The sequence below is a fragment of the Staphylococcus sp. NRL 16/872 genome, from assembly GCF_022815905.2.
In the GTDB taxonomy this organism is placed as follows: domain Bacteria; phylum Bacillota; class Bacilli; order Staphylococcales; family Staphylococcaceae; genus Staphylococcus.
In genome coordinates this window covers 171,441-195,589 of record NZ_CP119327.1, presented here as the reverse complement: position 1 = coordinate 195,589, position 24,149 = coordinate 171,441, and the positions used below count along the sequence as shown (strand labels likewise).

Genomic DNA, 24,149 nt, shown 5'->3' with positions numbered 1-24,149 from the left:
GTCCCCCTTCGATTATTCTCCTAAAGTTGCAACCATTACTGCTTTGATAGTGTGCGCTCTGTTTTCTGCTTCTTGGAAGACTACAGATTGTTCACTTTCAAATACTTCATTGGCAACTTCCATTTCAGTTAAGCCATATTTCTCTTGAATTTCTTTACCAATTTTAGTTTCTGTATCATGGAATGAAGGTAAGCAGTGTTCAAAGATTGCACGAGGGTTACCAGTTTTTTCCATCATTTCTTTAGTTACACGGTAAGGTTCTAATAATTTAATACGTTTTTCCCAAACTTCGTCAGGTTCACCCATTGATACCCATACGTCTGTGTAGATAACGTCAGAACCTTTCACACCTTCGTCGATATTGTCAGTTACTAAGATTTCGCCACCGTTTTTAGCTGCGATGTCTTTACAACGATTTAATAATTCGTCAGTTGGGTTTAATTCTTTAGGACATACAAGGTGGAATGTCATACCCATGATTGCTGCCCCTTGCATTAATGCGTTTGCTACGTTGTTACGTCCATCACCCACGTATGTGAAATTGATTTCGTGGTAAGGTTTTTTCAATACTTCTTTTGCTGTTAAAAAGTCTGCAAGTACTTGTGTAGGATGATCTTCGTCTGTTAAGCCGTTCCATACAGGTACGCCTGAGTATTTAGCGAGTTCTTCTACTGTGCGTTGTGAGAAGCCACGGTATTCGATACCATCGTACATGCCACCTAATACGCGAGCAGTATCTTTAGCAGATTCTTTTTTGCCCATTTGGCTTCCAGTTGGTCCAAGATATGTTACGTGTGCGCCTTGATCGTATGCTGCTGTTTCAAATGCGCAACGTGTACGTGTAGAGTCTTTTTCAAAGATTAAAGCGATGTTTTTACCTTTAAGTTTTTGTTGTTCTATTCCGGCATACTTCGCTCGTTTTAAGTCCTCAGATAGATTTAGTAAAAACTCAACTTCTTTTTGTGAAAAGTCTAATAGTGTTAAAAAACTTCTGTTTCTTAAATTTTGCATCTTGTACAACTCCTTTGTGATTTCTTTCACATTTATTGTAAGCGATTACAAAAAATAATACAACACATTTCAAAATATCTTATAAATTATTTATGCTTAATTGACAAAATATTTACAATTACACGATATTTGAAATAAATATGTATTTTAGAGTTACAATAAACGTGATTACCTGTATTTCTACGATTTTATTATTACACAAAATGAGCAATAAATAAAAATAATAAGTAAACGTTTCCTAACAAATTTTTAGTTATTATTGGTACTTTATAAAATGCTATTCTAAGATAGATAATCACTCATTTTGTTGCGACGCTTTCTTGCGGGAAAGGCTTAAGCCTGTAGTCTTATAAAGTCGTTCTTAGATAGATATTCACTCACTTAAGTTGAGATGCTTGCCTAGGGGGCTGGGTCGAGCCTTGGTCTTGTAAAGTAGTTCTTAGATAGATATTCACTTGTTTAAGTTGTTACGCTTTCCGGTGGGAAAGGCTCAAGCCTGTAGTCTTGAGGCTCTTTCTTTTCCACCAGGAGTCTTCACAACTACACTTCGTAATCTACCTTAGAACTACTTACGCAAGTGTTAGAACACTTACGTTCCTCCCCCAGCTTGCTTTGTTTGTAGACTTTCTATGCGAAAGTCTTTGTGCTGGGGCCCCGCACTCAACTACGTTTCGTTATCTATCTTAGAACGCCTTACACAAGTAAAATTTCACTTGTGTTCAATGAAAAACGCAAAGTGTCGCGCAACATCATTCGTTAGTCATCTTAGAACTACTTACGTAAGTGTGTAATCACTTACGTTCCTTAACCTCAACAACATTTTTAGTTCATCTTTAAAACTTCTTACATTATTATGTTGATTTTTAAATTCTTTAATAATTTAATGCTCCTTCTCTTTTAAATAATCCTTATCAACTATAAATACTTTCGCTAAAGCTATTTTCTAATTTTTTAATCATATTTTATCTAATGTAAAGTTTTCATTTAATTTTTTGTAATTTATTCGTCCCAAAATTGTGTATGTTAATATAAAATATGTATGCAATTACATTTAATTTATGCATAAATATGTTAGAAAGTAGGTTGTTAGTTTGGAACAAGTTGATTCATTGGATAAGCAAAATGATCAAATAAATGACACAGCGATTAGGCCAAAGGGAAATCGATTTCTTAACGTATTCATTTTCATCTTTTTTATGATTTTTATTCAATTACCGGCCATTTTAGCTTTAAGTACACTAGGGTTGGCAGTAAGTAATAAAAGTTTAGGATTAATTATCGGACTAGCTATAGGTTTTATAATTCTTTCAGCATTTGTTATATGGGCCGTAAGAACATATTATCGTCGTCATACATATGAAAATATTCATCAACCCCTAAAATTGAAAGATATTGGTATCAATATTTTATGGTTTATTGGTCTTCGAATTATGATTATAATCATGAGTGCCATTATGGTGTCAATTTACGGACAACATCAATCTAATAATGATAAAGCTTTAATGAAAAATTTAGAACGTATTGATACCTTAACACCATCTATCATTATTGCTTTAATAGTCTTTTTCGTAGCAATTACTTTTATAGCACCTTATGTGGAAGAACATGCTTTCCGAGGTATTTTTAAAGAAACTATTTTTAACAAAGGTTCATTTATTCTTCCACTTATATTATCTTCAGTTATCTTCTCTGCCAATCATAGTGCTGGAAACCTCATTGCTTTCTTAATGTACATGTTAATGGGAATAGGTTTATATCTAGCTTATAAACGTAGAGGAAGTCTTAAAGACAGCATACTTGTACATATGTTAAATAATGCTTATGCAAGCGTGGTATTAATTGGCGCTCTAATTTCAATTATCATGAAATAATTCTCGATAATAATTATTTACAAAAAATAAATATTAAAATTATATTTTTTAACGATAAAAAGGTTTCAATTATTAATGGGTGGGTAAAAATCAAATAGATACATAATATAGTATCTGCATGGGATTATTATAGTATAGTTTTTCTGTAGTATTGAAATGCGTATACTCCTCTCATTTCAAACTAGACACTCCCTAATTTTCTAGTAAATTCTATATAGCTAAGCATCCCAATGAATAAAATGTTACTTTCCTGACATTTTATTAACACCCAAACATTTGTATTTTCCAAATTGCCTATAATGGTGATAAATGCACTTATAGTTCTCCCAATGCTATAAGTGTATTTTTTATGCTAAAAATAAAACTACCGACACTAAAATAAAATTTTAGTATCGATAGTTCATTTGATCGTGCTTAAATATTACCTTGAGCATCTGCGGTTTTTATAAATGCAATCACGCCTTCTATCATGCCAATCACACCTGGAATACCTGTCCAACAAAATATTAAATATAAGACTGCCTTTCCATACTGTTTTCTATAAAAACGATGTGCACCAAATCCGCCAAGGAAAAAAGCTAAAGCTGCATAAACATATTTATTCACGATTATTTCGTCTCCTTTAACCAATTGATTTAAAGAAACGCCGAAAAGTTCTGTCATCTCCACCAAAGAATGCATATCTGGAGAACTCACTTCTCGTTCCCAATTTGAAATAGAATGTCGAGAAACGTTTAATTTTTCTGCTAATTTTTCTTGAGACATCTTTTTAGACTTCCTTAAGTTTCGAATTCGTTCCCCAACATTGTTAGTTTTCAAATTGATCCGCTCCTTTCCGACCTCATATTATGGTTAAAGCGTTGTTTATTCTAGCGAAAATTATGAACAAATCATTATTTTTTGCAGAAATCATGCGATTTTACGTAGATTTTTAATATTAAGACTAACCACCTTATAGAGGTAGTCTAAAAATTAATAACTATATTTCTTTCCAAAAACTTTCATTCTTTTAATACAAAATATAGCGATAATACTTAAAATTATTATTCCGATAATTCCTGTTGAACCGTATATAAGTGGATCAAATTGTGATTCTTTAATAGAGAAAATAGTTAGAGTGCTTGAAAATTGATTAAAAATTCCATGCATTATCGCTGGGACAAAAATACTTCCAGATTTGATATATGAATAATAAAGAATTATTCCTAGTGGCATACACATTAATATCATCATTATATTTCCTAAAATTGGATGATTAGGATAATTGTGTCCCATTAAAATGAGCGGTAAGTGCCACAACCCCCATATTATACCACCTATGATTAGCCCTTTCGTTAATCCTAATTTAGTTAGTTGAGGATACATAAATGCACGCCAACCTAATTCTTCTCCAAGATAAGCGATAATACTAAAAATGATTCCCACTGTTAAATTAAGTGCTAATGGTATTAATAAACTAATTAATGCAGGTACGCCAGGTATGAAAATAAAAGTATCTTTCATTCTATGTTGTAATTCTGAGCTATTTAAAAATTGATTAGGATATATAATATAAGAAATTAAATATATGATGATCAAAGTCACTAACATCAGCATTGGATATATAAACCAATATTTAATTTTACCTAATCTAAGTCCGAAGAATTTCCAAAATTTATTATCTCGATAATAAATAACCCATACGATGATTGCTGAAATCGCAGGAAGTAGCATCGCTAAACTCGCGATTATTGAAAAAGCTTGAAGTCCACCTAATAAATATACAAGTCCTTCAATGCTATACGTTAAGACGAAAACTAATAGAATATATATAAGTAGTGGTTTACGCATAAACGATATTGTGCCTCCTCATTATTTATTTGATTTTTCATAATTTCTTTTTCTAAGCCAAAGTAGAAAGGATAAAATAATTGCGCTTCCTAGGTATAATCCAAAAAATAATCCTACCAATGACGTAAAACCAAAGGCAATTTCATCAAATTTAATAATAGACAGCTCTGAACTAACAAATATAAATCTTGTTGTTTCAAGACAAACTAAATGGAATAACATGTTTGCAAATAATGAACCAGAAAATTCTCTATAAAGCTGTATGACAAAACCAAATAAATAAAATTGAATCATATGTTCTATAACTGAAAATATTTCTGGTCCTCCCATATGTATTAAGTTGGTAACAATATGTGCTACACCGCCAATAATAGAAAATAGTAACGGTTGTATAAATAGAGATTCCATAAAATTAAATTTTTTGCGTAATTCATTTAGAATTAATCCTCTAATCAATACTTCTTCAGGAAATGCTTCATATAAAATGGCAAAAATACAATTAAACAAGAACATTGACCAAATATGTATATCTGTACTAATTCTAAAATTACTTATCATGCCTGTACCAATAACTATGCCAAATGCAGCAAGCGTAATTAAGAATGGTAAGATTAAAGCAATGATTAAGTCTCGTTTGTTACTATAACCAACTAATTTAATCTCTCTTAAAATCGACGGATTTTTAGAATGAATATACTTTACTATGATTAAAGCACTTATGGTAAACATTAAACCTGAAAGTAATTGTCCTAATGGTTTTGGCAATCCATGTTCAATAAGAAAACCGCTTAATTCTCCAGATATCAATAAGATAAAAATTGTTAATAACATATATGCTATTATCCTAGAAATACTAAACTTTCTTTGCTCCACCATAAATATTAATCTCCTTTAAGTTAAATTTATGTATTCAAATTAAGATTAACACAACGAAGAGCAAAGCAGACGTTAAGCTTTGCTCATTTTCTAAATTTTTCTTTTCTTGAATAATAAAATAATTATTGCGATTAAAAATATACCTATTGAAATAACTGAGGCGGTATTACCGTAATCTCCTCCAGTTATTAATATGTTATTAGTCTTGGTAATGTATTGAATAACGCCGTAGTTTTCATTATGGGTTGTGACATGGAGAAGATCTGCCATGTTCCAGCATATATGTAAGAAGGCACTTGCCCAAATACTATTAAATTTATATGCCGTTAACCCGTATAAAATACCTGCAATTATTCCTCCAGATAGAAGTAGTATTAGACTTACGCCAGACATCCATCCGTTAAACAAATGAACTGATGCGAAGAGTACTGACGTAACAATAATGGCAAATGTGATATTTGTTTTCTTTTCAATGTAGCCCATCAACAAGCCTCTAGTAACTAGTTCTTCAGCTATTGGTGCACAAATGCCTCCTAACACCACAATTTCAAATAACATTTCAAGATATTCAGTCATATTGTTGGTTTTAGTTATTTCAAAATGCCCTGGTACAAAGCAAATAAAGATTAAAAACATGACTATTGGTATAAGCAGACCAATGATGATATAACTTTTGTTGAATTGAAATTTGTTGATGCGATAATTCGCTAAAGTATCTTTAAACAATTTATTTATAATTAATTTGACGAATACAAAAGTTAAAACTACATAAGTTATCGCATGTAAAACCGTTTCAAATGAATGTAAGTTTAATAAATGCCATAGAATGGCTATGTTTTGAGCCACTACCGTTAGGATGAAAGATAAAATGATAACGCCAATGATTTTTAAACTTTTATTTATTAAAGACATAAGTAACCTCCTAAGTTATCTTAGGAGACCTATATTTTAACTTGTGAATATTTGAGTGATGGTGCCACAAATAATAACGACAATGATGAGTACAAACCACCATTTTTGAGATAAGAAGTCCCAAAAATTTAAATGTTGAGATGGTTGGTTTACCTCCTCTTTATGTAGCGTAGTTTCTTCTCCAGTTAATAACTCATCTGTTGAAATACCAAACTTGTTGGCCAATTGAACAATCATTTGAGCATTCGGTTCAATCGTGCCCTGTTCCCATTTAGAAATGGTTTGTCGTGTGGTATGTAATTCAGTAGCTAATTGATCTTGAGTTAGATTGTTCTTCTTGCGATGCTTTTTAATCTGTTCAGCAAGTTTCATAATATAGGTCACCTCACTTCAAACTTAGCAAGTTTATATGTATTTTTCTGCATACAAAATGGTGCGTTGTCTTGATATTCGTTAACATTCTGTATCCAAAATTTAGCATATCATGTTATACATGTATTTAGCGTTTAATTGTAAAAATTAAATAGAAAAATAGCGCACTAAATGAACTTAATCATCTAATGAGCTATGAGATTTATATATTATTTTTCAGTTTTTGATGGTTTGTGTTTTCTAATGAATGCTAAGCCTAGTCCACCTAATAAGATTGACCATAATGTTGTGTTGGCTCCAGTTTGACCTGATTTTGGTAATTCTTTTATTGTTTTTCCATTAGAATGTTGTGAATGTTTTACATTACTAGCTACTGTATTTGAATGATTATTTTCAACTGTATGATGATTTGGTGCAGTTGATTGTCTGTTGTGACTGACGTCTTGTTGATGATTTGAATGCGCTTTATGATTCACATTTTGAGAAGAGCTATTATGATGTGTTACATCTACTCCTTGAGTTAACATTGGGTTGTCATTATGAGTTTCGTTTTCATTATTTTGGTTAGCAGGTTGATTGCTTTCTTCATTCTCTAAAGTGCCTTCTTCGTGATTAGTTGTATCTCCGTCATTATTATCTGCTTGATCTGAGATTACCTCGTCACTATCATCTCCAAAAATGTCCCCATCTACTTCATAAAGTGGTTCTAGACCCTCATCAGTTCCATTATTGCTTTCAGATGAATGATTGTCTTCTTCATTATCTGAAGTTTCGTCTTCGTTATCTTGATGTTCTCCGTTATCTACATCATGGTCTGTATTTGGTTCTTCATTTTCAGAAAGAGGATTATCAGGATCATCTTTAGACTCCCCGTTAGTATTTCCTGGGTTATTATCGTCTTCTACATCTCCTGTTAAGTCGTCTAATTCCCAAGTTGATGTTGTGCCTGATAGCTCGAATGAGGCGATTAACATTGGTTTGCCTGTTGGGCTCTCTTCAGCACTTTCAAAAGTGATGCCTTCTGGTGAGATATCTTTATTATCTGGGTCATATAAATATTTCACAAAATAAGGCTCATTAGGGTTCGTAATGTCATAAATCATAACGCCACCCACGCGTTCTAATCCGACGAATGCATATGAATGCGCGCCAACTTTACCAACAACTACGTTCTCAACTTCTGGACCTTTATCATCGCTACGGCCATCTACTTCAATTTCATCTGGTCCTTCATAATTGGCATTGAAGCGTTCAGGAAGTAAATCTAATACACGTTGCTCGATGTCATTGCCACTGTCGTAAATCATTTCCAAATCAGACGCTCTCAAGATAGAGAATGAACGTCCGCTATAAGTGACTAGTGCATTATATTTACCGTCTTCAGTTTTGAATGGTTGCGCAGTCGTCACTTTCAAACGACCAAGTTGTTCATCATCAAATAGACCATTTTTCACCATTTCATCTAATTCAGCTTGAGTGAAACCTTTATAGTAACGTGCATCTAATTGAATATCGTCTTTCAATTTCTTCACACGCGTTTCTTCAGAATATCCCTTGTAATCTTGAGAGTCGCCTTCATTCGCGATAACTAAATATGTTTCCCCATTATATTCATACGTATCGATACCGTCCGGTTGTAATAATCCAAGAACTGGCACACGACGTAATTCTTTTTTATCATCTTTGTCAGATGGATCCATTGAATTTTGGGCAAGTGAATAATCTTTATAAGGTAAGGCTTTCACATCTACAATTTGTGCTTTTTCGATATCAATCTTCGCAATGGCACTCACTTCTTGTAATGTCACGTAAGCGTACTTACTTTGATTATCTACCGCAATATACTCTGGTTCGATATTTAAATACGCATCCTCTGCATTTGGACCTAATGCACGGAGACCTTGTTGATGTTCTTTCGTAAAGACAGCTGTGCGCACATTTTCAGCAGTTAAATGACTTGGGCCAGCAGAAAGATTAATTACTGACACTGAGCCTTGCGGATTAACTGTGTAATCATCATTCGGTTCTCCCTCATTCGCAACTAATAAATATTTGCCATCTTTAGAGAACGTCACCATATCCGGTAGACTGCCGACCGTCAAATGATTTAAATATTGGCCGTCTGCACTGTAGAACGCCACGTGCCCAGGTTGCGTTTTATCCTCTGCTGGCGCTGATACTGCGACATAATCGCCACTTGGATGAACTGTCACGCTTGTCACGTCGCCCGCTTCAATTCCATTATCTTGTAAGTAAATGCGTTTCACTAAATTAATTGCGCCCTCTTTTCCAGGATGCTTCACATCAATAATGTCTAACGCTTCTTTATCGCCATTCACCGAATACGCATAACCATTCTTCGGATTGTACTTCACAATTTCTGTGCCACCTTTACCGAAGTCCGCACCACTCGTATAGCGTCCCGAATGCGTCACATTTAATTGATCTTGCCCAGTGCGAGATGCATTCTTCGTACGTTGCGCTGACGTCCATTCAGGCGTCGTTGACAGAATTGCTTTCGGTTGCTGATCTTGCGTGTTGGCATCTTCTTGTAATACCTTGAACAATTCTTCTTTCTCTTTAGGCGTTAAATCCTTAATCTCAGTCTCAGGCACCTCAGCAATTGTTACGTTACCTTCTTCCGTAGAAGTTACTTCATTATTTTTCACTTCTTCTTGAAAAGGGCGATTGGTATTACTCGGTTGTGTAGACTCCCTACCCTCTTGAGTCGAACCTACATTCTTATCTTGAACTACTGTAGAATCTGAACTTTCATTACTCTTTGGAGCAGTTTTATCATGTCCAGTTTCTATCTTTTCAGTACTTGGTTGTGTTGTCTTTGTAGTTTCTTGAGTAGTCGATTCTTTAGACTCTTCTGTTGAAGTTTCTTGTTTACTTTCATGTTGTGCTTGTTCTTGAGTTTGTGATGATTCTTTTGTAAGTTGTTCTGTAGTAGATTGTGTTGTTTTATCTTGCGATGAATATACCTCTTCAGTAGGAGCTTCTTCTGTTTTTACTTCCTTAGTTGATGTTGAATTTTTATCATTAGTCTCAGATTCTTGTGGAGCTTGTTCTGTAGAAGGTTGCTCTTGAGTATGTGGTGCTTCATTTGTATCTTTATCTTCTTGCGTAGATGAAACCTCAGAACTTACTTCCTTCGTATTAGCTTGTTGTGATGCTTGATTACTTTGAGCATCATTATGTATCGCTTCATTTGATTGAACTTGTGCCTCTTGAGTTTTCACCTCTTCAGTTGATGGTACCTCAGTCGTTTTCACTTCTTGCGTTGCAACTTCATTTGTCTTGGGTTGTTCTACACTTTGAGTAGCACTTTCCGTACTTGGTTTCTCTTGTGTAGCTTGTTCTGTAGAAACATTCTCAGAAGATTGAGTCTCATTACTCTCAGCTGCAGACGCTTGACCCCCTAAAAATAATAAACTCCCAACTAAAATCGACGCAGCCCCAATTGAATACTTACGAATCGAAAACGCCTCACGCTTATTAAACATCTGCTTATTTTTCATAAAAAATCCCCCTTGAAAATGATATATACACCACCATCTTACAAGAGGAATATTTATAGATTATTGGGAACTAGTAAAGAATAAGTAAACACATGTTGAAGGTAACTATTTCAATATTTTTTTAATATCACGTTTTTCACTTATCCAAGGACGATATCTGTGAATCATACGATGACAATTCGGACATAACATAACAATATCTTCTATTTTAGTTTTCTCGCCTTCTTTTAATTCTGATACTGGTTTTAAATGATGCGCCTCAATAAACTCAACATCTTCTACATTATATTTATCTTTAAAATTAAAATCACAAGCTTCACAATGTAAACTTCCATGTTTGTCTATAAATTGATTTTTCGCTTCTTTTATTAATCTTGAATTTCGTTCTCTTTTTAAATGTTGTTTTAAGACTTGTTTTCCTTCTTCGAATTCTTCTAAGCTTGCTGTTAAATTAACTTCACTATATTTATAATCTTTATCTTTTCGAATGCCCCAATGACCTTTCCCAATTCCAGATAATGAAACAAATAAATCCTTGTCGCTTCCCGGAGTCCCAGTAAATGCTTTCGAATCACTAGAATGTGTCTCAATTGCTCCTCTTACTGGAGGTGTAAAATCTTTTACTTTTCTATCTTTACCAGTAATCCTCTCAATTTCATCATATAAATCACTATATTTGGCGTCTCCACCTAAATTTTGAAAAGCTTCAATTATGATTTCAGTCCATTTTTTGCCCATATCAGAATTCCCCTTTATTATATGTTATTACCATATAATACTATAAAAAATACCTTACAGTTTTAAAAGTAAATGTAATACAATATAAAAATTAAGCACATTTTAAAAATTATATTATTTAACATTTAATTCATTAGTAGTTACTTTGCATTTTTAATAATAAAATCCTATTATGTAAAGTAAAATTGTCATATTTCTACAAATAAAAAGTTAGCTTGTAACTTTGTCGATACTGGGCTGACCCCAATTAGTGGAAATTATATAAAAACACCTCCGTATGATTCATATTAAAATGATTCATACGGAGGTGTTTTTTCTATGAAAAGAGTGTCTTATTCAGTAGAAACAAAGTATAAAGCAGTTGAAATGAAAGCAGCTGGGGTTTCGACAAAAGAAATTATGAAAGAATTAAATATTAGAAATAAAACACAAGTGTAAACTTGGTGGCGATGGTATTGAAATGGGGAAAGTTATAGATTTTCACAACACGTTGGTAAACAATATACCTACGGTTATCGTAAAATTACAGCATTGATTAATCAATATTATACATCACCAATTAATCATAAGAGATTACAGAGAATTATGCAGAAGCATCATTTGAACTGCCGAGTTAGACCTAAAAAGGCGACAAGAATAGGTAAACAGTATTATAAAACAGACAATTTAAAGCGAGTTGTCCCATGGAAGTATTAACAACTAATATTACTTATTTACCATTTGGCAATTCTATGTTGTATTTATCTTCGATAATGGATATTTATAACGGAGAAATTGTGACATATAAAATAGATGATAAACAAGACCAATGTTTAGTTAATGATACATTAAATCAAATTAATATACCTGAGAGTTGTATATTACATAGTGATCAAGGCAGTGTTTATACATCTTATGCTTATTATCAATTATGCGAAGAAAAAGGCATTATCAGAAGTATGTCCCGAAAGGGAACACCTGCTGATAACGCCCCGATAGAAAGTTTCCATTCCTCGCTAAAGTCTGAAACTTTCTACATCAATAATAAGCTTAATAGCTCTAATCACATTGTAATAGATATTGTCGAAAAGTACATTAAAAACTAAAATAATAATCGAATTCAACAAAAACTATGCTACCTATCCCCTGTAAAATACAAAGAATTAGCAGCCTAGAAAATAGTGTTTTTATTAAGTTCCCGTTTTAAGGGTTCAGTGCCATACAAACTAACTTTTTTTCATAAATTATACTTGCTTTTCTTATATTTTATTTAACAAATTTTCACTTGTAACTACTACATTCTCATCTATTAGATTTAAACTTTTTAATTCATCAATTTTACTCAAGAACTGTAGCTTAAAAGAATCATTAAAACATATATCATATAATCTGATTTCTTTCTCTTCGTTATCACTGAAATTATTTAATTTTAGGAAATACTTATTAATAAATTTTGCTAAATCTTCATTATCTAAATCAAATATTTTAAATAAATCATTATCAATATTAATATACTCAATGATATAGACGTAATAGTGAGTATAAAAAATAAAAACTATATCAGGCTTTGAACACTTTAAAATATCGATATAATTATTGTTGAATGTTTCAACAACTAAGCACTTTTGTTGGTCTCGAAGTTTTTCGGTTCTAGCTGGCACAAATTTAGGAAGTAAATGCAATTTTTGAGAAACATCCATAATTTTGCTTGGCACTATTATATCTTTGTATTGCTGTCTTGGTTCTAACTCTAAACCTATTTTTAAGTGTTCAATTGTCTCATAAATTAATGTTTCTATATAACGGGAAGTATCATGAAAATTATTCTCAAAGATATAAGATAATTTCTCCAATAAGCTTATATATATTTGTCTGTCTTGATTTATATTTCTATTTAAATAATTATCTTTCAAAATATAGAAAAATCTATTCAAATTATCATTATTAAATTTTAAAAACTCATTTATTTCACTCACATCTGACATTATAAAATTATAAACCAATTCATTTGATATAGTTGAAGTTTTACTACTTTCAATTTTATATAGAGGGAAATTTACTTGTTTAGTGACCGATGGAAATTCAAATTTAAAATAATGAACATTATGAAAAGTATTGTAAATAAATGAGACAAAATTATAAGAAGTATTTAAATTATTTTCTTCAAAAAGATCTATAATTGAATATTGATAATTATCCTTAGAATCAGTTGGATCTATCTTTAAATTTTCACTATATATATCATCAATATTCTCTTTTATATAATTATATTCTTTATGATGAAATTGATATATATAACAAATAGCCAATTGCTCTGCATAATTTACATTTTTCAACTTTTTATTTTCATAATTATATTTAAATAAATTCAATAATTGTTTAGCTTCTCTCAATGTTCTTTTTTCTTTAATAAAAATATCACCAATTCTATTCATAACTAATTCATTATCATCAGAATTTCTAGTTAAACTTATCTTCTCTATTTCATCAAATAGATAATTTTTGATATTATTTGATTCAGTAGCTTCAGGCATATGCTCGATATTATTCAATATTTTTTGTACAAATATATCATCATTTTCTAAAATTATTTTTTCATAATCTCCAAGTACAATTATTAAACAATTTTCGAACATATTTATGTTAGAAATATTATTATATAAAATCTGTTTACTTTCTCTATCTATCCTATCGAAATCATCAATAATGAATATAGGTTTATTCTTATTTATAAAATACTTACACAAATATTCAAATATTTTTTCTATTGAAAAATGATCAAGAAAAAAAGTTAGGATACTGCTAATTAAAATAGCAACTATCCCGATAAGAAAGTTTAACGTGTTGAGTAAGTCGAAAATACGGTGTAAAAAAGTAAGGATGACAACAAGTAATAGTGGTGAAAATTTAATACACCAATAAGGTATTGGTCTCACTTGAGAGTATAAGTATGAATAAAAATTCTCAGCATTTAATTTATTCCAATAATCTAAAAAAATAAATTTTCTAGTATGATTAAAATCCAAAATATATCTTTCTCTCACTAAATTAATAAAACTACTTTTACCTATCCCCCATTTGCCATTTAATAGTATGGTTCCTCTATAGTTACTATTAATATATTTATCTATAAAGTTTTTTACATCTTTATCTAACTTTAATTTATCATCTTTCTTATTTTTTACTTCAAAATCTTCTAGAATTATAAACACATCCTTGCTTAATAAAAACTACATAATCTAATTTTTATTTAACCATTAAAATAAGGATATTTCTATAAAAATTCAAATAGAAATATCCTCAATAAGATTATCTATTCCACTGAGTTCAATGCACTTAGCATGTCTGTTTTACTGATTTTGCGTGCCATCTTAAACATGCCTATGAATGCGAATACGAGTGTTAACACTGTTGATAGGTCGAAGTTGGCCTAGTAAGAGTGTGTTATGTCTACAATAGCATCGTTAGGAGGTAGTATGTACATAATGAAGTGTTGTAAATTATAGTCGCCTATGAAGTCATCTAAATTGTGTTAATTGCTGTTTTAGCTTAGTTGGATTGGATGACTATATATGCTATGACTTAACTATTGAGTATTTAGGTATTTGAACAATATTAATTACTAAATACTAATAGCTTTCATTCCTTTTAACTATTTTTAAGATCGATAAAGTATACTGATAATAGACACTTTATCTATTATTAGGTATGTTTATAGTTATTTAGGTCTATATTTATCTAATTAGAAAGGAATTTTCAGATGGATAAACGACAAGTTAGAACAAATGATTATTTGAAAAAAGGGATTACAACGTTATTGAATGAAGTGGATTATTCAGACATTACCATTCAACAATTGGCAAACGCCTCAAATATTAATCGCAGTACGTTCTACTTACACTATAAAAGTAAAGATCAGTTCTTAAACTCTATGATTGAAGATACGATTTATGAAATGATTGAATATGTGAAAAAAGGTAATACAAAAGAGGACGAAATCTTTAATACGGAATTTAAAATTTCATTCTACAGATTATTAGAATATATAGAAATGAACTTTGACTTCGTAAAAGTGCTTATACAGAATATGAACACAACTTACTTCAGAGCCCTTCTTGTAGAAAAGGTTCGAGAACATATTTACTATCCATTACTTGAGAAGAACAACGTCGAACTCGATTTCGAAAAAGACATTATTTTAAACTACACAATCCATGGTCATATTGGAGTGATTGAACGTTGGATGAATAGCGAGATGCACTACAGCTCTCACTACATCGCCAACATACTAGTGAATATTGCCAAAAATTCAACTCATGAACTGCTTAATATTCAATCTGAAATTGAATAAGTGCATAAAAGAAGCCAAACGAACTCGGGATGTTGTTCATTTGGCTTTATATATGAATACTAAGTTATAAGATTATATATGAAGTTTGCTACGTATGTTTCTAAGAAAGCAGCTATGATGATTAATGGTAAGGCGATAAATATATATGATTTAATGACATTGATCAAATTAGTTTTTATCGGGTAGTTTTCTTTTTTATTTTTCCTAAAAAGATTGGTAAAACGACGTGTGATTGCTTTGTTTAGCAAATATAAAGCGCTCGCTAGAATACAAAAACCCATAATTTCAAATGTATAATGTGGAATAAATGCAATCAATCCAGCCATACCTTTATGCATATCAAAATTAATAAGGAAGCCTAACATAATACCTGGAAGAATAATCGTAACTACCAAGTTAATTAAATAAAGGTAAGGAATAGGTAGTAAGGCTAAGATAAACATTTGTAATGGGACTTGAAAGCCATTATTAACAATATATTTCCATACTCTCTCTAGCCCATTAGCGTCACTAATTTTTTCGCTCGTACTCCCTAAATCTTTCAACTCATTAAATGATGGATGGATAAAGTAACAGATAATTGTTGTAATGATTAAGCAAATTGTAGCAACTATAAATATTTTTAACGCTCGTTTAACTATGTCTAAATCAATTAGCTTTAGCATAAGCGACCTCCCTTGTCGCCACTTATACTATCAAATATCTTAAGGTAATATAATAATCACTGAAGATATTTAAGGTGAAATTAAGAATTCTTAGTTATTCTGGTCTTGGGTTGCGTTTCATTTTTACATATTGAGAGATACTGTAAAGCGCAATACCGATCCAGATAAAGATGAATGTCACAAATTGATGTACGTCAAACTGTTCTTTGAAGACAAAGATACCTAATAGGAATATTAATGTTGGGCTAACGTATTGTATAAATCCTGTTAGTGACAACGGAATACGTCGTGCGCCGGCTGAGAATAGGATTAATGGTATTGCCGTTACTGCACCTGAGAACATCAACCAGAATGTATCCATGTTCAATCCTACTGACGCTTGATGCGTTTGCCATAAGTAAATCATATAAATTAGTCCAGCCGGTGCTGTGACAATACATTCAATCGTAATTCCACTTATTGCTTCTACTTGAACTAATTTTTTCAATAAACCGTAAATTCCAAATGAGAAAGCTAACATTAATGAAATAATCGGAAATTCGCCAACTCGAATGGTCATATATAATACACCAATTGCTGCAAATAGAATCGCTAAGGACTCAAATTTATTAAATCTTTCTTTTAGAAAAATGAACGCCAATAGAATACTCACTAATGGATTAATGTAATAACCAAGACTGGATTGTAAAACATGTCCATTAGAAACCGCCCAAATAAATGTACCCCAATTTATAGTAATCACGTAACCAGCAACTATAATTGCCACAAGTTGAATCGGATGAGTGAACAAGTGATTCAAGTCACGTTGAAATGTTTGAGATTTCCTAAGTACAAAAACCATCAAAATCATAAAAATCATTGATAAAACAATACGATAAGCTAAAATTTCAAATGCGCTTATGCCACCAATCAATCTCCAATAAATTGGAAGAACGCCCCATAATAAGTGCGCACCTAGCGCAAATAAAATTCCTTTCTTAAATTCAGCTGTAGAATTCATTACTCAACCTCCTAACTGTATAACCCTGGAAATATGTATTAATCATTATACCTATCGTATCAATACTTGGAAGGCTTGAGTATAGTAGGTGCTCATAAACTTAAAAAAACTATGAAATCAGGTTTATTTTAGACATCCTTCCTACTAACATCACACAACCCGAAGTCTTACCCTTATCTTTGAAACAGTAAAAAAGCAGTGACTACGTGAGCCACTGCCATAAGATATTTCAATATTATTGATAAATTTTATTGCCTGATTTTCTAAATTCTTCAGCTTTCTCTTTCATACCTTCTAATTGTTCTTTGTATGAATCACGAATGTCGTGTGACAGTTTCATTGAACAGAATTTAGGTCCACACATGCTACAGAAGTGCGCAATTTTAGCAGCTTCTGCTGGTAAGGTTTCGTCGTGATATTCTCTCGCACGATCTGGGTCTAATGATAAATTGAATTGGTCTATCCAACGGAACTCAAAACGCGCTTTACTAATCGCATCATCTCGAACTGTCGCACCTGGTAAGCCTTTCGCTAAATCCGCTGCGTGCGCCGCGATTTTATATGTGACCACTCCATCACGAACGTCATCTTTATTTGGTAAACCAAGATGTTCTTTCGGTGTTACATAACATAACATGGCAGTTCCATGGCTAGCAATTTGAGCTGCTCCAATGGCAGAAGTAATATGGTCATAGGCTGGCGCGATATCTGTAACTAGAGGTCCTAATGTATAGAACGGTGCTTCTTTACAATAGAAATCGGCTAAATCTTGGTTCTCTTTGATTTTATGCATTGGAATATGTCCTGGACCTTCAATCATAACTTGTACATTATGTTTCCAAGCAATTTCTGTTAATTCACCTAAAGTTTTAAGTTCTGCAATTTGGCTTTCATCGTTTGCGTCATAAATTGAGCCTGGTCGTAAGCCGTCTCCTAAAGATACAGCGACATCATATTTGTTTAAGATTTTACAAATATCTTCAAAATGCGTATATAAGAAGCTTTCTTCGTGATGCGCAAGACACCATTGTGCAATAATTGATCCTCCACGCGATACAATTCCTGTTAAACGGTCCACAGTTAATGGAATGTAATGAAGTAATACCCCGGCATGAATTGTGAAGTAGTCCACGCCTTGTTCAGCTTGTTCAATAAGCGTGTCCCGATAGACTTCCCAAGTCAAGTCTTCAGCTACACCGTTCACCTTTTCCAAAGCTTGATAAATCGGCACTGTACCTACTGGAACTGGTGAATTACGAATCAAATATTCTCGAGTAGAATGGATGTTCTTGCCTGTCGACAAATCCATCATCGTGTCTGCGCCCCAATGAATCGCCCATACCAATTTCTCAATTTCCGCTTCAATCGATGATGACACAACGGAATTTCCGATATTCGCATTAATCTTAACTTTGAAATTCTTTCCAATAATCATCGGCTCAGATTCTGGATGGTTGACGTTGTTTGGAATTATCGCACGACCTCTCGCAATTTCTTCTCTGACAAATTCCGGATCAACCTGTTCACGAATCGCCACAAATTCCATTTCATTCGTGATAATGCCTTGTTTCGCATAATACATTTGCGTTACCACTTTATCTTTCATCGCACGTTTCGGTTGATAATGAAAAGGGTGCGCCACATAGTTCTTGTGTCCTTCTTGCTTAAAGCCATTGTCTATCGATTGAATTTTGCGCCCTTCATAACATTCAACATCTTCACGTTCCACAATCCATGAACTTCTAAGTTTAGGGAGACCTCGATTAATATTCACTTCATAGTTCTCATCATGATATGGGCCTGCTGTGTCATAAACGACAATTGGGTCATTTTTAAAGGAACTACTTTCAAGTTGCGTATCCGAAAGCTCAATTTCACGGAAAGGCACTTTAACATCTTCGTGCTTTCCTACTTTAAAGATTCGTTTGCTCGCTGGAAAATTCTTTTTAAAATTAATCAATTCTTGTTTCATTAAAATAACCTCCTATTCGTTAGGAGCGTCCAATATTACTGATAAATAGCCTCATAAAAAAAGCATTCAGCTTAATACTGAATGCATAAGAAAATAAGCGAATTTATACTAATTTATTATATGTATTGAAATGTCATGAAACCTAACCACATCAGTATGTGCCTATGTTTAACTACATCTTAGCCTAAATTTACTCACTTGCTTCCCTACGCTAGCATTAACTAGATCAGGTAAAAAGGGTTGAAGCTTATAGCTTCTTTCAGCACATTAAAGCACCCCTAGCAGATGATATTATATTACTAGTATAATTATAACAAAGGTGTTATTTTACTACAAATCGAGTTTTAATTGAATGTATAAAAAACAGTGACTCTGTGAGCCACTGTTTGAATAAATATTGCTTTGAAGTTATCCCCCAAAGAATAGGTCGACAATATCACTCGTTCTATTATTATCCACTTTATAAAACTCTGTGTAACCACAATTTTTACAAGTAATCGTTTTGAAGTTGTTATGTTGCACATCAAACATCTTTGATAAACCTGAACCTGTTGCTGATAATGTGCCTTCCTCTACTTCCGTATGACCACATTTCACACAACCATTATTTAGATTTTCAGGCATATAACTCCTCCTTAAATTGTCTTTTAATTACTTATACCCTGTATACATTTAATCTAATAATTCATAACTTTGATATCTAATATGTTAGTTTACACAATACTACGTATTGTTGCTACTCGCTTGCTCTAGGCATTGCTTGAGCTAATCTATTTATAAATGAAAAGAGTTAAATCATTTTATAAGCCTTTTTCAAAGTCTTGTAAGTTGTGATTTAACTCTTTTTTATTCTGGTTTTGTCTCAATGCTCATGCTATTCCTAGTAGCGTCTCGCAGCCAATACTCCGTATTTTTAACAACTATACTTAAATGTAATTTAAAATACACTTATTTATTGCTTAATTATACTTTTTAATTCTTCGATAGAATATGGTTCATACTTTCTTCTATGAATCATTCTATGACAATTTGAACATAGAGGAACTAAATCTGTATAAGGGTTTACCAAATGTTCTTCCCCATTAATAAATAAAGGTTTTAAATGATGTATTTCAACAAAATCTCTTCCTATATCTCCATAAAACTTTTCAAAATTAAAATGACAAACAGTACAATTTAATCCGTGTATTTGAATAGCTATGTTTCTTAATTGAGCATTCCTCTCATATTTATAACTATATTATTTAACTAATCGTCCTTCTTTATAAACCATATTTTCTAAAGAATTATCAAAGCTTGTATCATATGCTTCTACTACTCTAATAAGGTTCTCAGATAGTTTTCTAGGTCCTTGAATTCTACCTTTCAATCCATTTTCAACTAAATCATTAAAAGTAATTAAATTATCCTCATAGGTCTTTAATAATTTTATTTCCATGTAATTCCATAATTAACATAGTTTTGGCCATTAACTATATATTGAGAATCATTTATTGTCACGTGTGACTTATTAGTTTTTAAAATTTCACATTTATATTTGATAGATTGATAAGGTTTAGAAATATAAATGTATATTATATCGCCTACCTTAGCTTGTTTGAGATTAGGACTTTGTTTCCAATCCAAAACTTTTAGATTTTCAAATGCTTTAATAACATTATAGGCATTTATATTACAAGGTATTATCCAAGAAAGATTTTCCACTTTTCTCTCCTCTAATTTTATCTATATTATTTTATATTTATTCTACTGATTATTTTTCTCTTTTCGATTTGTGTAATATGCATGTACAAAGAATGCGATGTTCATGAGTATGAGTAAAACAATTGATACGATTAGTGATACGACAGCGAATTGGCTGTCTGAATGGCTATGTGCTTTGAATAACTGTGCAATGATGTTTGGTAAGCAAACGATAAGTGCAATGAGTGCAAATATCTTTTGTTTAACGATAAAGCATGCAATCATCACTAGAGCAAGTAATATAATGCCTAAAATAATACTTTGAGTTTGTGATAAAGTGGCGATTGTATAAATAGGATAACGCTTTGAGATATAGATACTTAAAACCATCAGTCCAAATATGACGGCCCCACCTATAAACGCAAATACATAGATCTTTTTTTGCTCTCCATATTTAATAAACATTTTTTTCAAAAGAAATAACGGAGCAATGATACTTATTGCGAATATGAAAATAACATTTAAGATATAGCCTACTGTAAGTGTGAATTCTTTATTGAATAAGTCTGGAATAGTATAAATCGCAAACATAAAGAGTGCGAAGTAGGTTATATACTTAGGCAAGCCTTTGATAAAACTCATTTCTTTAGAAAAGTTATCGGCATAGTTTTTCACAGGCGTTTTTAAAATATCGCTAACATCGTTGCCATTCTTGTTTGCAATTTCAAAGTGATCTTGTAACTCATCACCAATGGCATGTATGTCTTCCTCATCCTTACCTCTAAATAGTAATTCAGCCTTTAATTTCAATATATAGTCTTCTTGTTCTTTACTTAGCATCTTCATCACTCCCAAATAAATTATTCATTCCTGAATTGAGATAACTCCATTTTTCTTTAAAACGTAATAATTCTTCTTGGCCGCTTTCAGAAATAGTGTAATACTTGCGCTTTGGGCCACCGTTGTCTGATTTACGAGTAGTTGTATTTACATAGCCTTTTTTACTTAATCTCAGAAGCACTGGATAAATACTGCCATCGCTTATTTCAGGAAATTGATTTTCTTTTAATTTCTCTAAAATTTCATAACCATACGTTTCGCCTTTTGCTATAAGTCCAAGTATTGCGCCATCTAAAAGCCCCTTCATCATTTGATTGGATACTGACATGTCATCACCTTTTTATTAACTATCTTATAATATAAGATAGTACATTATAAAAAAGAAGTCAACTATCTTACGTTAAAAGATAGTGACTCTTTAATAGTTGCTACATTGCAGTTTATTAATTTTTCTTGGCGCTTACTTTCAGTTTTTAAAAAGCTGAAACAAATTTTATTTTTATCTTATAAAAAATATATCCAAATGCATTAATAGGATTATAATAGAAATGTATCACATAGAATTCCATATATGTGGTGAATAAGTATATGGAGGTGATGCCATGCTAGAGATACTAGCCGTGTCTATTGTAGCTAGTGTAATTAGTCATTTAGTGATTAAACTTTTAGATAATTTAATCGCTAAGCTAATTAACAAGTTACATAAATGAGACACAAAAAAACCCCCAGTGCTTTTACCGAAAGCTGGGGGCTTTTTCATGCTAAAGATACTAGTTATGTATATATTATATTCTATGTTGTGTAATTTGTAAATATAAAGTTATTATTAACCATTTGAGAATTAATAATTAATACAATAAAAACCCCCAGTAGCTTTACCGAGCCTGGGAGCTTTTTCATGCTAACAATGCTAGTTACGTATATATTATATTTCATGTTGTGTAATTTGTAAACAAAGTACTAAAGTATCAAAAAGTATGGGTTTTCGATGTATTTTGCTAGGAGTTTGCAAGATAATAATCAATTATTTGTTACTTAAATATATATTGCTTTTCCAAAAGATGCGTCTGCACTTTCACCTAGGGCTTCTGATAGAGAAGGGTGTGGTTGTATAATTTGAGAGATATCGTTTAGTGTACCGCCCGAAGCTTTAACGCCTAAGATTTCACTAATTAAATCTGTGGCATGGGGGCCAACGATAAATCCACCTAGTATTTTGCCGTTTTGTTTATTTGCAACGATTTTGATAAATCCTTGTGTTTCCCCTTTTAATATTGCTTTAGGGTTCTTTTGAAAGTTAGAAGTAGTTACTTCAACGTCATAACCCGCTTCTTGCGCTTGAATTTCTGATAAACCTACTGAAGCTGATTCTAATCTTGTATAGATACATCTTGGTATGTCTTCTTGATAGATAGGTTCCGGATGTTTGCCGGCAATCTTTTCTGCAACATACTTACCATGTGCACTTGCTGTATGGGCTAATTGATAGCCTGGCACTAAATCACCAATCGCATACACGTGTTTATAGCTCGTTTCATAATGTTCATTGACTTTTAAACATTTACCGTCTTGTTCCAATTGAAGTGCTTTAGCGACGTGTACATTCGGTTGTCGTCCTGTGGCAAAAAGTAGCGTTTCATACGGTATTTCCCTTGGGCCATCTTTTCCATCTATTTCTAAAGTGGTTGTATTAATTTTCTGCGTTTCCGAATTGGTGATGATATTAACGCCTTGTTGTTTTAAGTAGGATGTGAGATGTTCACGTATTTCTTTAATTTCGCTAGATAAAATGCTGTCGCCCTTTTCCAAAATAGTAACATCGACACTTAAATCAGCCATTGCAGAAGCTATTTCCGAGGCAATAACACCACCACCAATAATCACGAGTTGTTTCGGCAATTCCTTCATATTGAAAAATGTGTCCGCGGTTTCAAAATGTGCTTGATCTACGCCTTCGATTGGTGGTACGAACGGCTTCGTTCCTGTTGCCAAGATAATATCTTTCGCCGTATAAATGGTTTCATTGACTTGGACTTTCAAATCTTCGAGCACTTCTGCTTCGCCTTCAATCAAATCAACGTTATGTTGTGATAATGCGTCTCGGACATCATCAGTCACTGTTTTTACGACTTGATCCTTACGTTGTACTAGTCCTGTTAAATCAATATCAATATTATTTGTTTTAATCCCCCAACTATTTGCAGAATGGATATCCCTTACTTTAGCTCCATATTCTAAAAATAACTTTGCCGGTATACAGCCTACATTGAGACACACTCCCCCCACGTTCTTCTTCTCAACAATAGCTACCTGTTTACCTAATTGAGCTGCTCGAATTGCTGCTACATAGCCCCCTGGTCCTGCTCCAACAACGATTAAATCATATGATTTAGACATCATTTGTTACCCCTTTCACCTTTGAAGTTGTGTTTTATCCCTAAAAAATCATTTCATTTGAACATAATCACTCTATTTTGGTGTAAGCGCTTTTACACCCTTTCAATTATATATTAGAGTTATATTTT

The 24,149-nt window shown here is 32.3% G+C and carries 21 protein-coding genes, 1 pseudogene and 1 riboswitch; of the genes and pseudogenes, 3 read left to right on the top strand and 19 right to left on the bottom strand.

The genetic code is table 11. The features are described from left to right. Positions 1 to 12 precede the first annotated feature (12 nt). Positions 13 to 1,011, bottom strand: coding sequence for an ornithine carbamoyltransferase (gene argF / locus MT340_RS00940; protein WP_243603482.1), 999 nt, complete (start codon positions 1,009 to 1,011; stop codon positions 13 to 15). 1,091 nt (positions 1,012 to 2,102) lie between these two features. Here argF and MT340_RS00935 point away from each other — a divergent pair. Beyond that, a complete protein-coding gene (locus MT340_RS00935; RefSeq protein ID WP_243588373.1) occupies positions 2,103 to 2,882 on the top strand; it encodes a CPBP family intramembrane glutamic endopeptidase in 780 nt (259 codons plus the stop codon). Positions 2,883 to 3,296: 414 nt separating this feature from the next. Here MT340_RS00935 and MT340_RS00930 read toward each other — a convergent pair whose 3' ends face one another. The 7 genes from MT340_RS00930 to MT340_RS00900 all read right to left on the bottom strand — a co-directional run bounded on the left by MT340_RS00930 (position 3,297) and on the right by MT340_RS00900 (position 11,134). Then, positions 3,297 to 3,701 carry an NINE protein gene (locus MT340_RS00930; RefSeq protein ID WP_272107477.1) on the bottom strand — a complete coding sequence of 135 codons (405 nt, stop codon included), beginning with the start codon at positions 3,699 to 3,701 and terminating at the stop codon, positions 3,297 to 3,299. 153 nt (positions 3,702 to 3,854) lie between these two features. Continuing rightward, a complete protein-coding gene (locus tag MT340_RS00925) occupies positions 3,855 to 4,712 on the bottom strand; it encodes a CPBP family intramembrane glutamic endopeptidase (protein ID WP_243588371.1) in 858 nt (285 codons plus the stop codon). Between the two features lie 21 nt (positions 4,713 to 4,733). Then, a complete protein-coding gene (locus MT340_RS00920) occupies positions 4,734 to 5,588 on the bottom strand; it encodes a CPBP family intramembrane glutamic endopeptidase (RefSeq protein ID WP_243588370.1) in 855 nt (284 codons plus the stop codon). Positions 5,589 to 5,678: 90 nt separating this feature from the next. Beyond that, complete coding sequence (locus MT340_RS00915) at positions 5,679 to 6,500, bottom strand: CPBP family intramembrane glutamic endopeptidase (RefSeq protein WP_243603481.1); 822 nt, start codon at positions 6,498 to 6,500, stop codon at positions 5,679 to 5,681. A 36-nt stretch (positions 6,501 to 6,536) separates the two neighbouring features. Next, complete coding sequence (locus MT340_RS00910) at positions 6,537 to 6,872, bottom strand: helix-turn-helix domain-containing protein (protein WP_243588368.1); 336 nt, start codon at positions 6,870 to 6,872, stop codon at positions 6,537 to 6,539. Between the two features lie 209 nt (positions 6,873 to 7,081). Next, a complete protein-coding gene (locus MT340_RS00905) occupies positions 7,082 to 10,396 on the bottom strand; it encodes a choice-of-anchor I family protein (RefSeq protein ID WP_243588367.1) in 3,315 nt (1,104 codons plus the stop codon). 105 nt (positions 10,397 to 10,501) lie between these two features. Next, on the bottom strand, positions 10,502 to 11,134 hold the full coding sequence (locus MT340_RS00900; protein ID WP_243588366.1) for an HNH endonuclease: 633 nt from the start codon (positions 11,132 to 11,134) through the stop codon (positions 10,502 to 10,504). 318 nt (positions 11,135 to 11,452) lie between these two features. Here MT340_RS00900 and MT340_RS00895 point away from each other — a divergent pair. Next, positions 11,453 to 12,288 (top strand): annotated as a pseudogene (locus tag MT340_RS00895) (IS3 family transposase). Positions 12,289 to 12,372: 84 nt separating this feature from the next. Here the strand turns inward: MT340_RS00895 and MT340_RS00890 are convergent. After that, complete coding sequence (locus MT340_RS00890; protein ID WP_243588365.1) at positions 12,373 to 14,325, bottom strand: P-loop NTPase fold protein; 1,953 nt, start codon at positions 14,323 to 14,325, stop codon at positions 12,373 to 12,375. A 548-nt stretch (positions 14,326 to 14,873) separates the two neighbouring features. On the opposite strand from MT340_RS00890, the gene MT340_RS00885 reads away from it, so the two are divergent. Beyond that, positions 14,874 to 15,464 (top strand): TetR/AcrR family transcriptional regulator, encoded by a 591-nt coding sequence (locus MT340_RS00885; protein ID WP_243588364.1) that lies wholly within the window; start codon positions 14,874 to 14,876, stop codon positions 15,462 to 15,464. Between the two features lie 59 nt (positions 15,465 to 15,523). On the opposite strand, the gene MT340_RS00880 is transcribed toward MT340_RS00885, so the two are convergent. From MT340_RS00880 to lpdA, 10 genes are all read right to left on the bottom strand, one after another. Next, complete coding sequence (locus MT340_RS00880; RefSeq protein ID WP_243588363.1) at positions 15,524 to 16,129, bottom strand: stage II sporulation protein M; 606 nt, start codon at positions 16,127 to 16,129, stop codon at positions 15,524 to 15,526. A 94-nt stretch (positions 16,130 to 16,223) separates the two neighbouring features. Continuing rightward, positions 16,224 to 17,129 (bottom strand): EamA family transporter RarD, encoded by a 906-nt coding sequence (rarD, locus tag MT340_RS00875; RefSeq protein ID WP_243588362.1) that lies wholly within the window; start codon positions 17,127 to 17,129, stop codon positions 16,224 to 16,226. Positions 17,130 to 17,364: 235 nt separating this feature from the next. Next, positions 17,365 to 19,101, bottom strand: coding sequence for a phosphomethylpyrimidine synthase ThiC (thiC, locus tag MT340_RS00870; RefSeq protein ID WP_243603480.1), 1,737 nt, complete (start codon positions 19,099 to 19,101; stop codon positions 17,365 to 17,367). A 186-nt stretch (positions 19,102 to 19,287) separates the two neighbouring features. Continuing rightward, positions 19,288 to 19,391: riboswitch (TPP riboswitch) on the bottom strand. Between the two features lie 118 nt (positions 19,392 to 19,509). After that, positions 19,510 to 19,725 (bottom strand): zinc ribbon domain-containing protein, encoded by a 216-nt coding sequence (locus MT340_RS00865; protein WP_243588361.1) that lies wholly within the window; start codon positions 19,723 to 19,725, stop codon positions 19,510 to 19,512. A 328-nt stretch (positions 19,726 to 20,053) separates the two neighbouring features. After that, positions 20,054 to 20,233 (bottom strand): HNH endonuclease, encoded by a 180-nt coding sequence (locus MT340_RS00860; RefSeq protein ID WP_243590210.1) that lies wholly within the window; start codon positions 20,231 to 20,233, stop codon positions 20,054 to 20,056. Positions 20,234 to 20,341: 108 nt separating this feature from the next. Then, positions 20,342 to 20,539, bottom strand: coding sequence for a hypothetical protein (locus MT340_RS00855; protein WP_243588360.1), 198 nt, complete (start codon positions 20,537 to 20,539; stop codon positions 20,342 to 20,344). Further along, positions 20,530 to 20,805 (bottom strand): hypothetical protein, encoded by a 276-nt coding sequence (locus tag MT340_RS00850; RefSeq protein ID WP_243588359.1) that lies wholly within the window; start codon positions 20,803 to 20,805, stop codon positions 20,530 to 20,532. Before MT340_RS00850 ends, MT340_RS00855 begins: the two co-directional genes overlap by 10 nt. 42 nt (positions 20,806 to 20,847) lie before the next feature. Further along, positions 20,848 to 21,624, bottom strand: coding sequence for a hypothetical protein (locus MT340_RS00845; protein WP_243588358.1), 777 nt, complete (start codon positions 21,622 to 21,624; stop codon positions 20,848 to 20,850). Continuing rightward, positions 21,614 to 21,952 carry a PadR family transcriptional regulator gene (locus MT340_RS00840; RefSeq protein WP_243588357.1) on the bottom strand — a complete coding sequence of 113 codons (339 nt, stop codon included), beginning with the start codon at positions 21,950 to 21,952 and terminating at the stop codon, positions 21,614 to 21,616. Before MT340_RS00840 ends, MT340_RS00845 begins: the two co-directional genes overlap by 11 nt. A gap of 707 nt (positions 21,953 to 22,659) precedes the next feature. Continuing rightward, positions 22,660 to 24,021 carry a dihydrolipoyl dehydrogenase gene (lpdA, locus tag MT340_RS00835; protein ID WP_243603479.1) on the bottom strand — a complete coding sequence of 454 codons (1,362 nt, stop codon included), beginning with the start codon at positions 24,019 to 24,021 and terminating at the stop codon, positions 22,660 to 22,662. Positions 24,022 to 24,149 lie beyond the last annotated feature (128 nt).

What these genes read in the sequence shown, in the direction of transcription:
- MT340_RS00920 (WP_243588370.1), bottom strand. Translation starts at nt 5,588, where the DNA reads ATGGTGGAGCAAAGAAAGTTTAGTATTTCTAGGATAATAGCATATATG.
- MT340_RS00900 (WP_243588366.1), bottom strand. Translation starts at nt 11,134, where the DNA reads ATGGGCAAAAAATGGACTGAAATCATAATTGAAGCTTTTCAAAATTTA.
- lpdA (WP_243603479.1), bottom strand. Translation starts at nt 24,021, where the DNA reads ATGTCTAAATCATATGATTTAATCGTTGTTGGAGCAGGACCAGGGGGC.
- MT340_RS00905 (WP_243588367.1), bottom strand. Translation starts at nt 10,396, where the DNA reads ATGAAAAATAAGCAGATGTTTAATAAGCGTGAGGCGTTTTCGATTCGT.
- thiC (WP_243603480.1), bottom strand. Translation starts at nt 19,101, where the DNA reads ATGAAACAAGAATTGATTAATTTTAAAAAGAATTTTCCAGCGAGCAAA.
- argF (WP_243603482.1), bottom strand. Translation starts at nt 1,011, where the DNA reads ATGCAAAATTTAAGAAACAGAAGTTTTTTAACACTATTAGACTTTTCA.
- MT340_RS00925 (WP_243588371.1), bottom strand. Translation starts at nt 4,712, where the DNA reads ATGCGTAAACCACTACTTATATATATTCTATTAGTTTTCGTCTTAACG.
- MT340_RS00855 (WP_243588360.1), bottom strand. Translation starts at nt 20,539, where the DNA reads ATGGAAATAAAATTATTAAAGACCTATGAGGATAATTTAATTACTTTT.
- MT340_RS00915 (WP_243603481.1), bottom strand. Translation starts at nt 6,500, where the DNA reads ATGTCTTTAATAAATAAAAGTTTAAAAATCATTGGCGTTATCATTTTA.
- MT340_RS00910 (WP_243588368.1), bottom strand. Translation starts at nt 6,872, where the DNA reads ATGAAACTTGCTGAACAGATTAAAAAGCATCGCAAGAAGAACAATCTA.
- MT340_RS00865 (WP_243588361.1), bottom strand. Translation starts at nt 19,725, where the DNA reads ATGCCTGAAAATCTAAATAATGGTTGTGTGAAATGTGGTCATACGGAA.
- MT340_RS00885 (WP_243588364.1), top strand. Translation starts at nt 14,874, where the DNA reads ATGGATAAACGACAAGTTAGAACAAATGATTATTTGAAAAAAGGGATT.
- rarD (WP_243588362.1), bottom strand. Translation starts at nt 17,129, where the DNA reads ATGAATTCTACAGCTGAATTTAAGAAAGGAATTTTATTTGCGCTAGGT.
- MT340_RS00840 (WP_243588357.1), bottom strand. Translation starts at nt 21,952, where the DNA reads ATGTCAGTATCCAATCAAATGATGAAGGGGCTTTTAGATGGCGCAATA.
- MT340_RS00845 (WP_243588358.1), bottom strand. Translation starts at nt 21,624, where the DNA reads ATGCTAAGTAAAGAACAAGAAGACTATATATTGAAATTAAAGGCTGAA.
- MT340_RS00880 (WP_243588363.1), bottom strand. Translation starts at nt 16,129, where the DNA reads ATGCTAAAGCTAATTGATTTAGACATAGTTAAACGAGCGTTAAAAATA.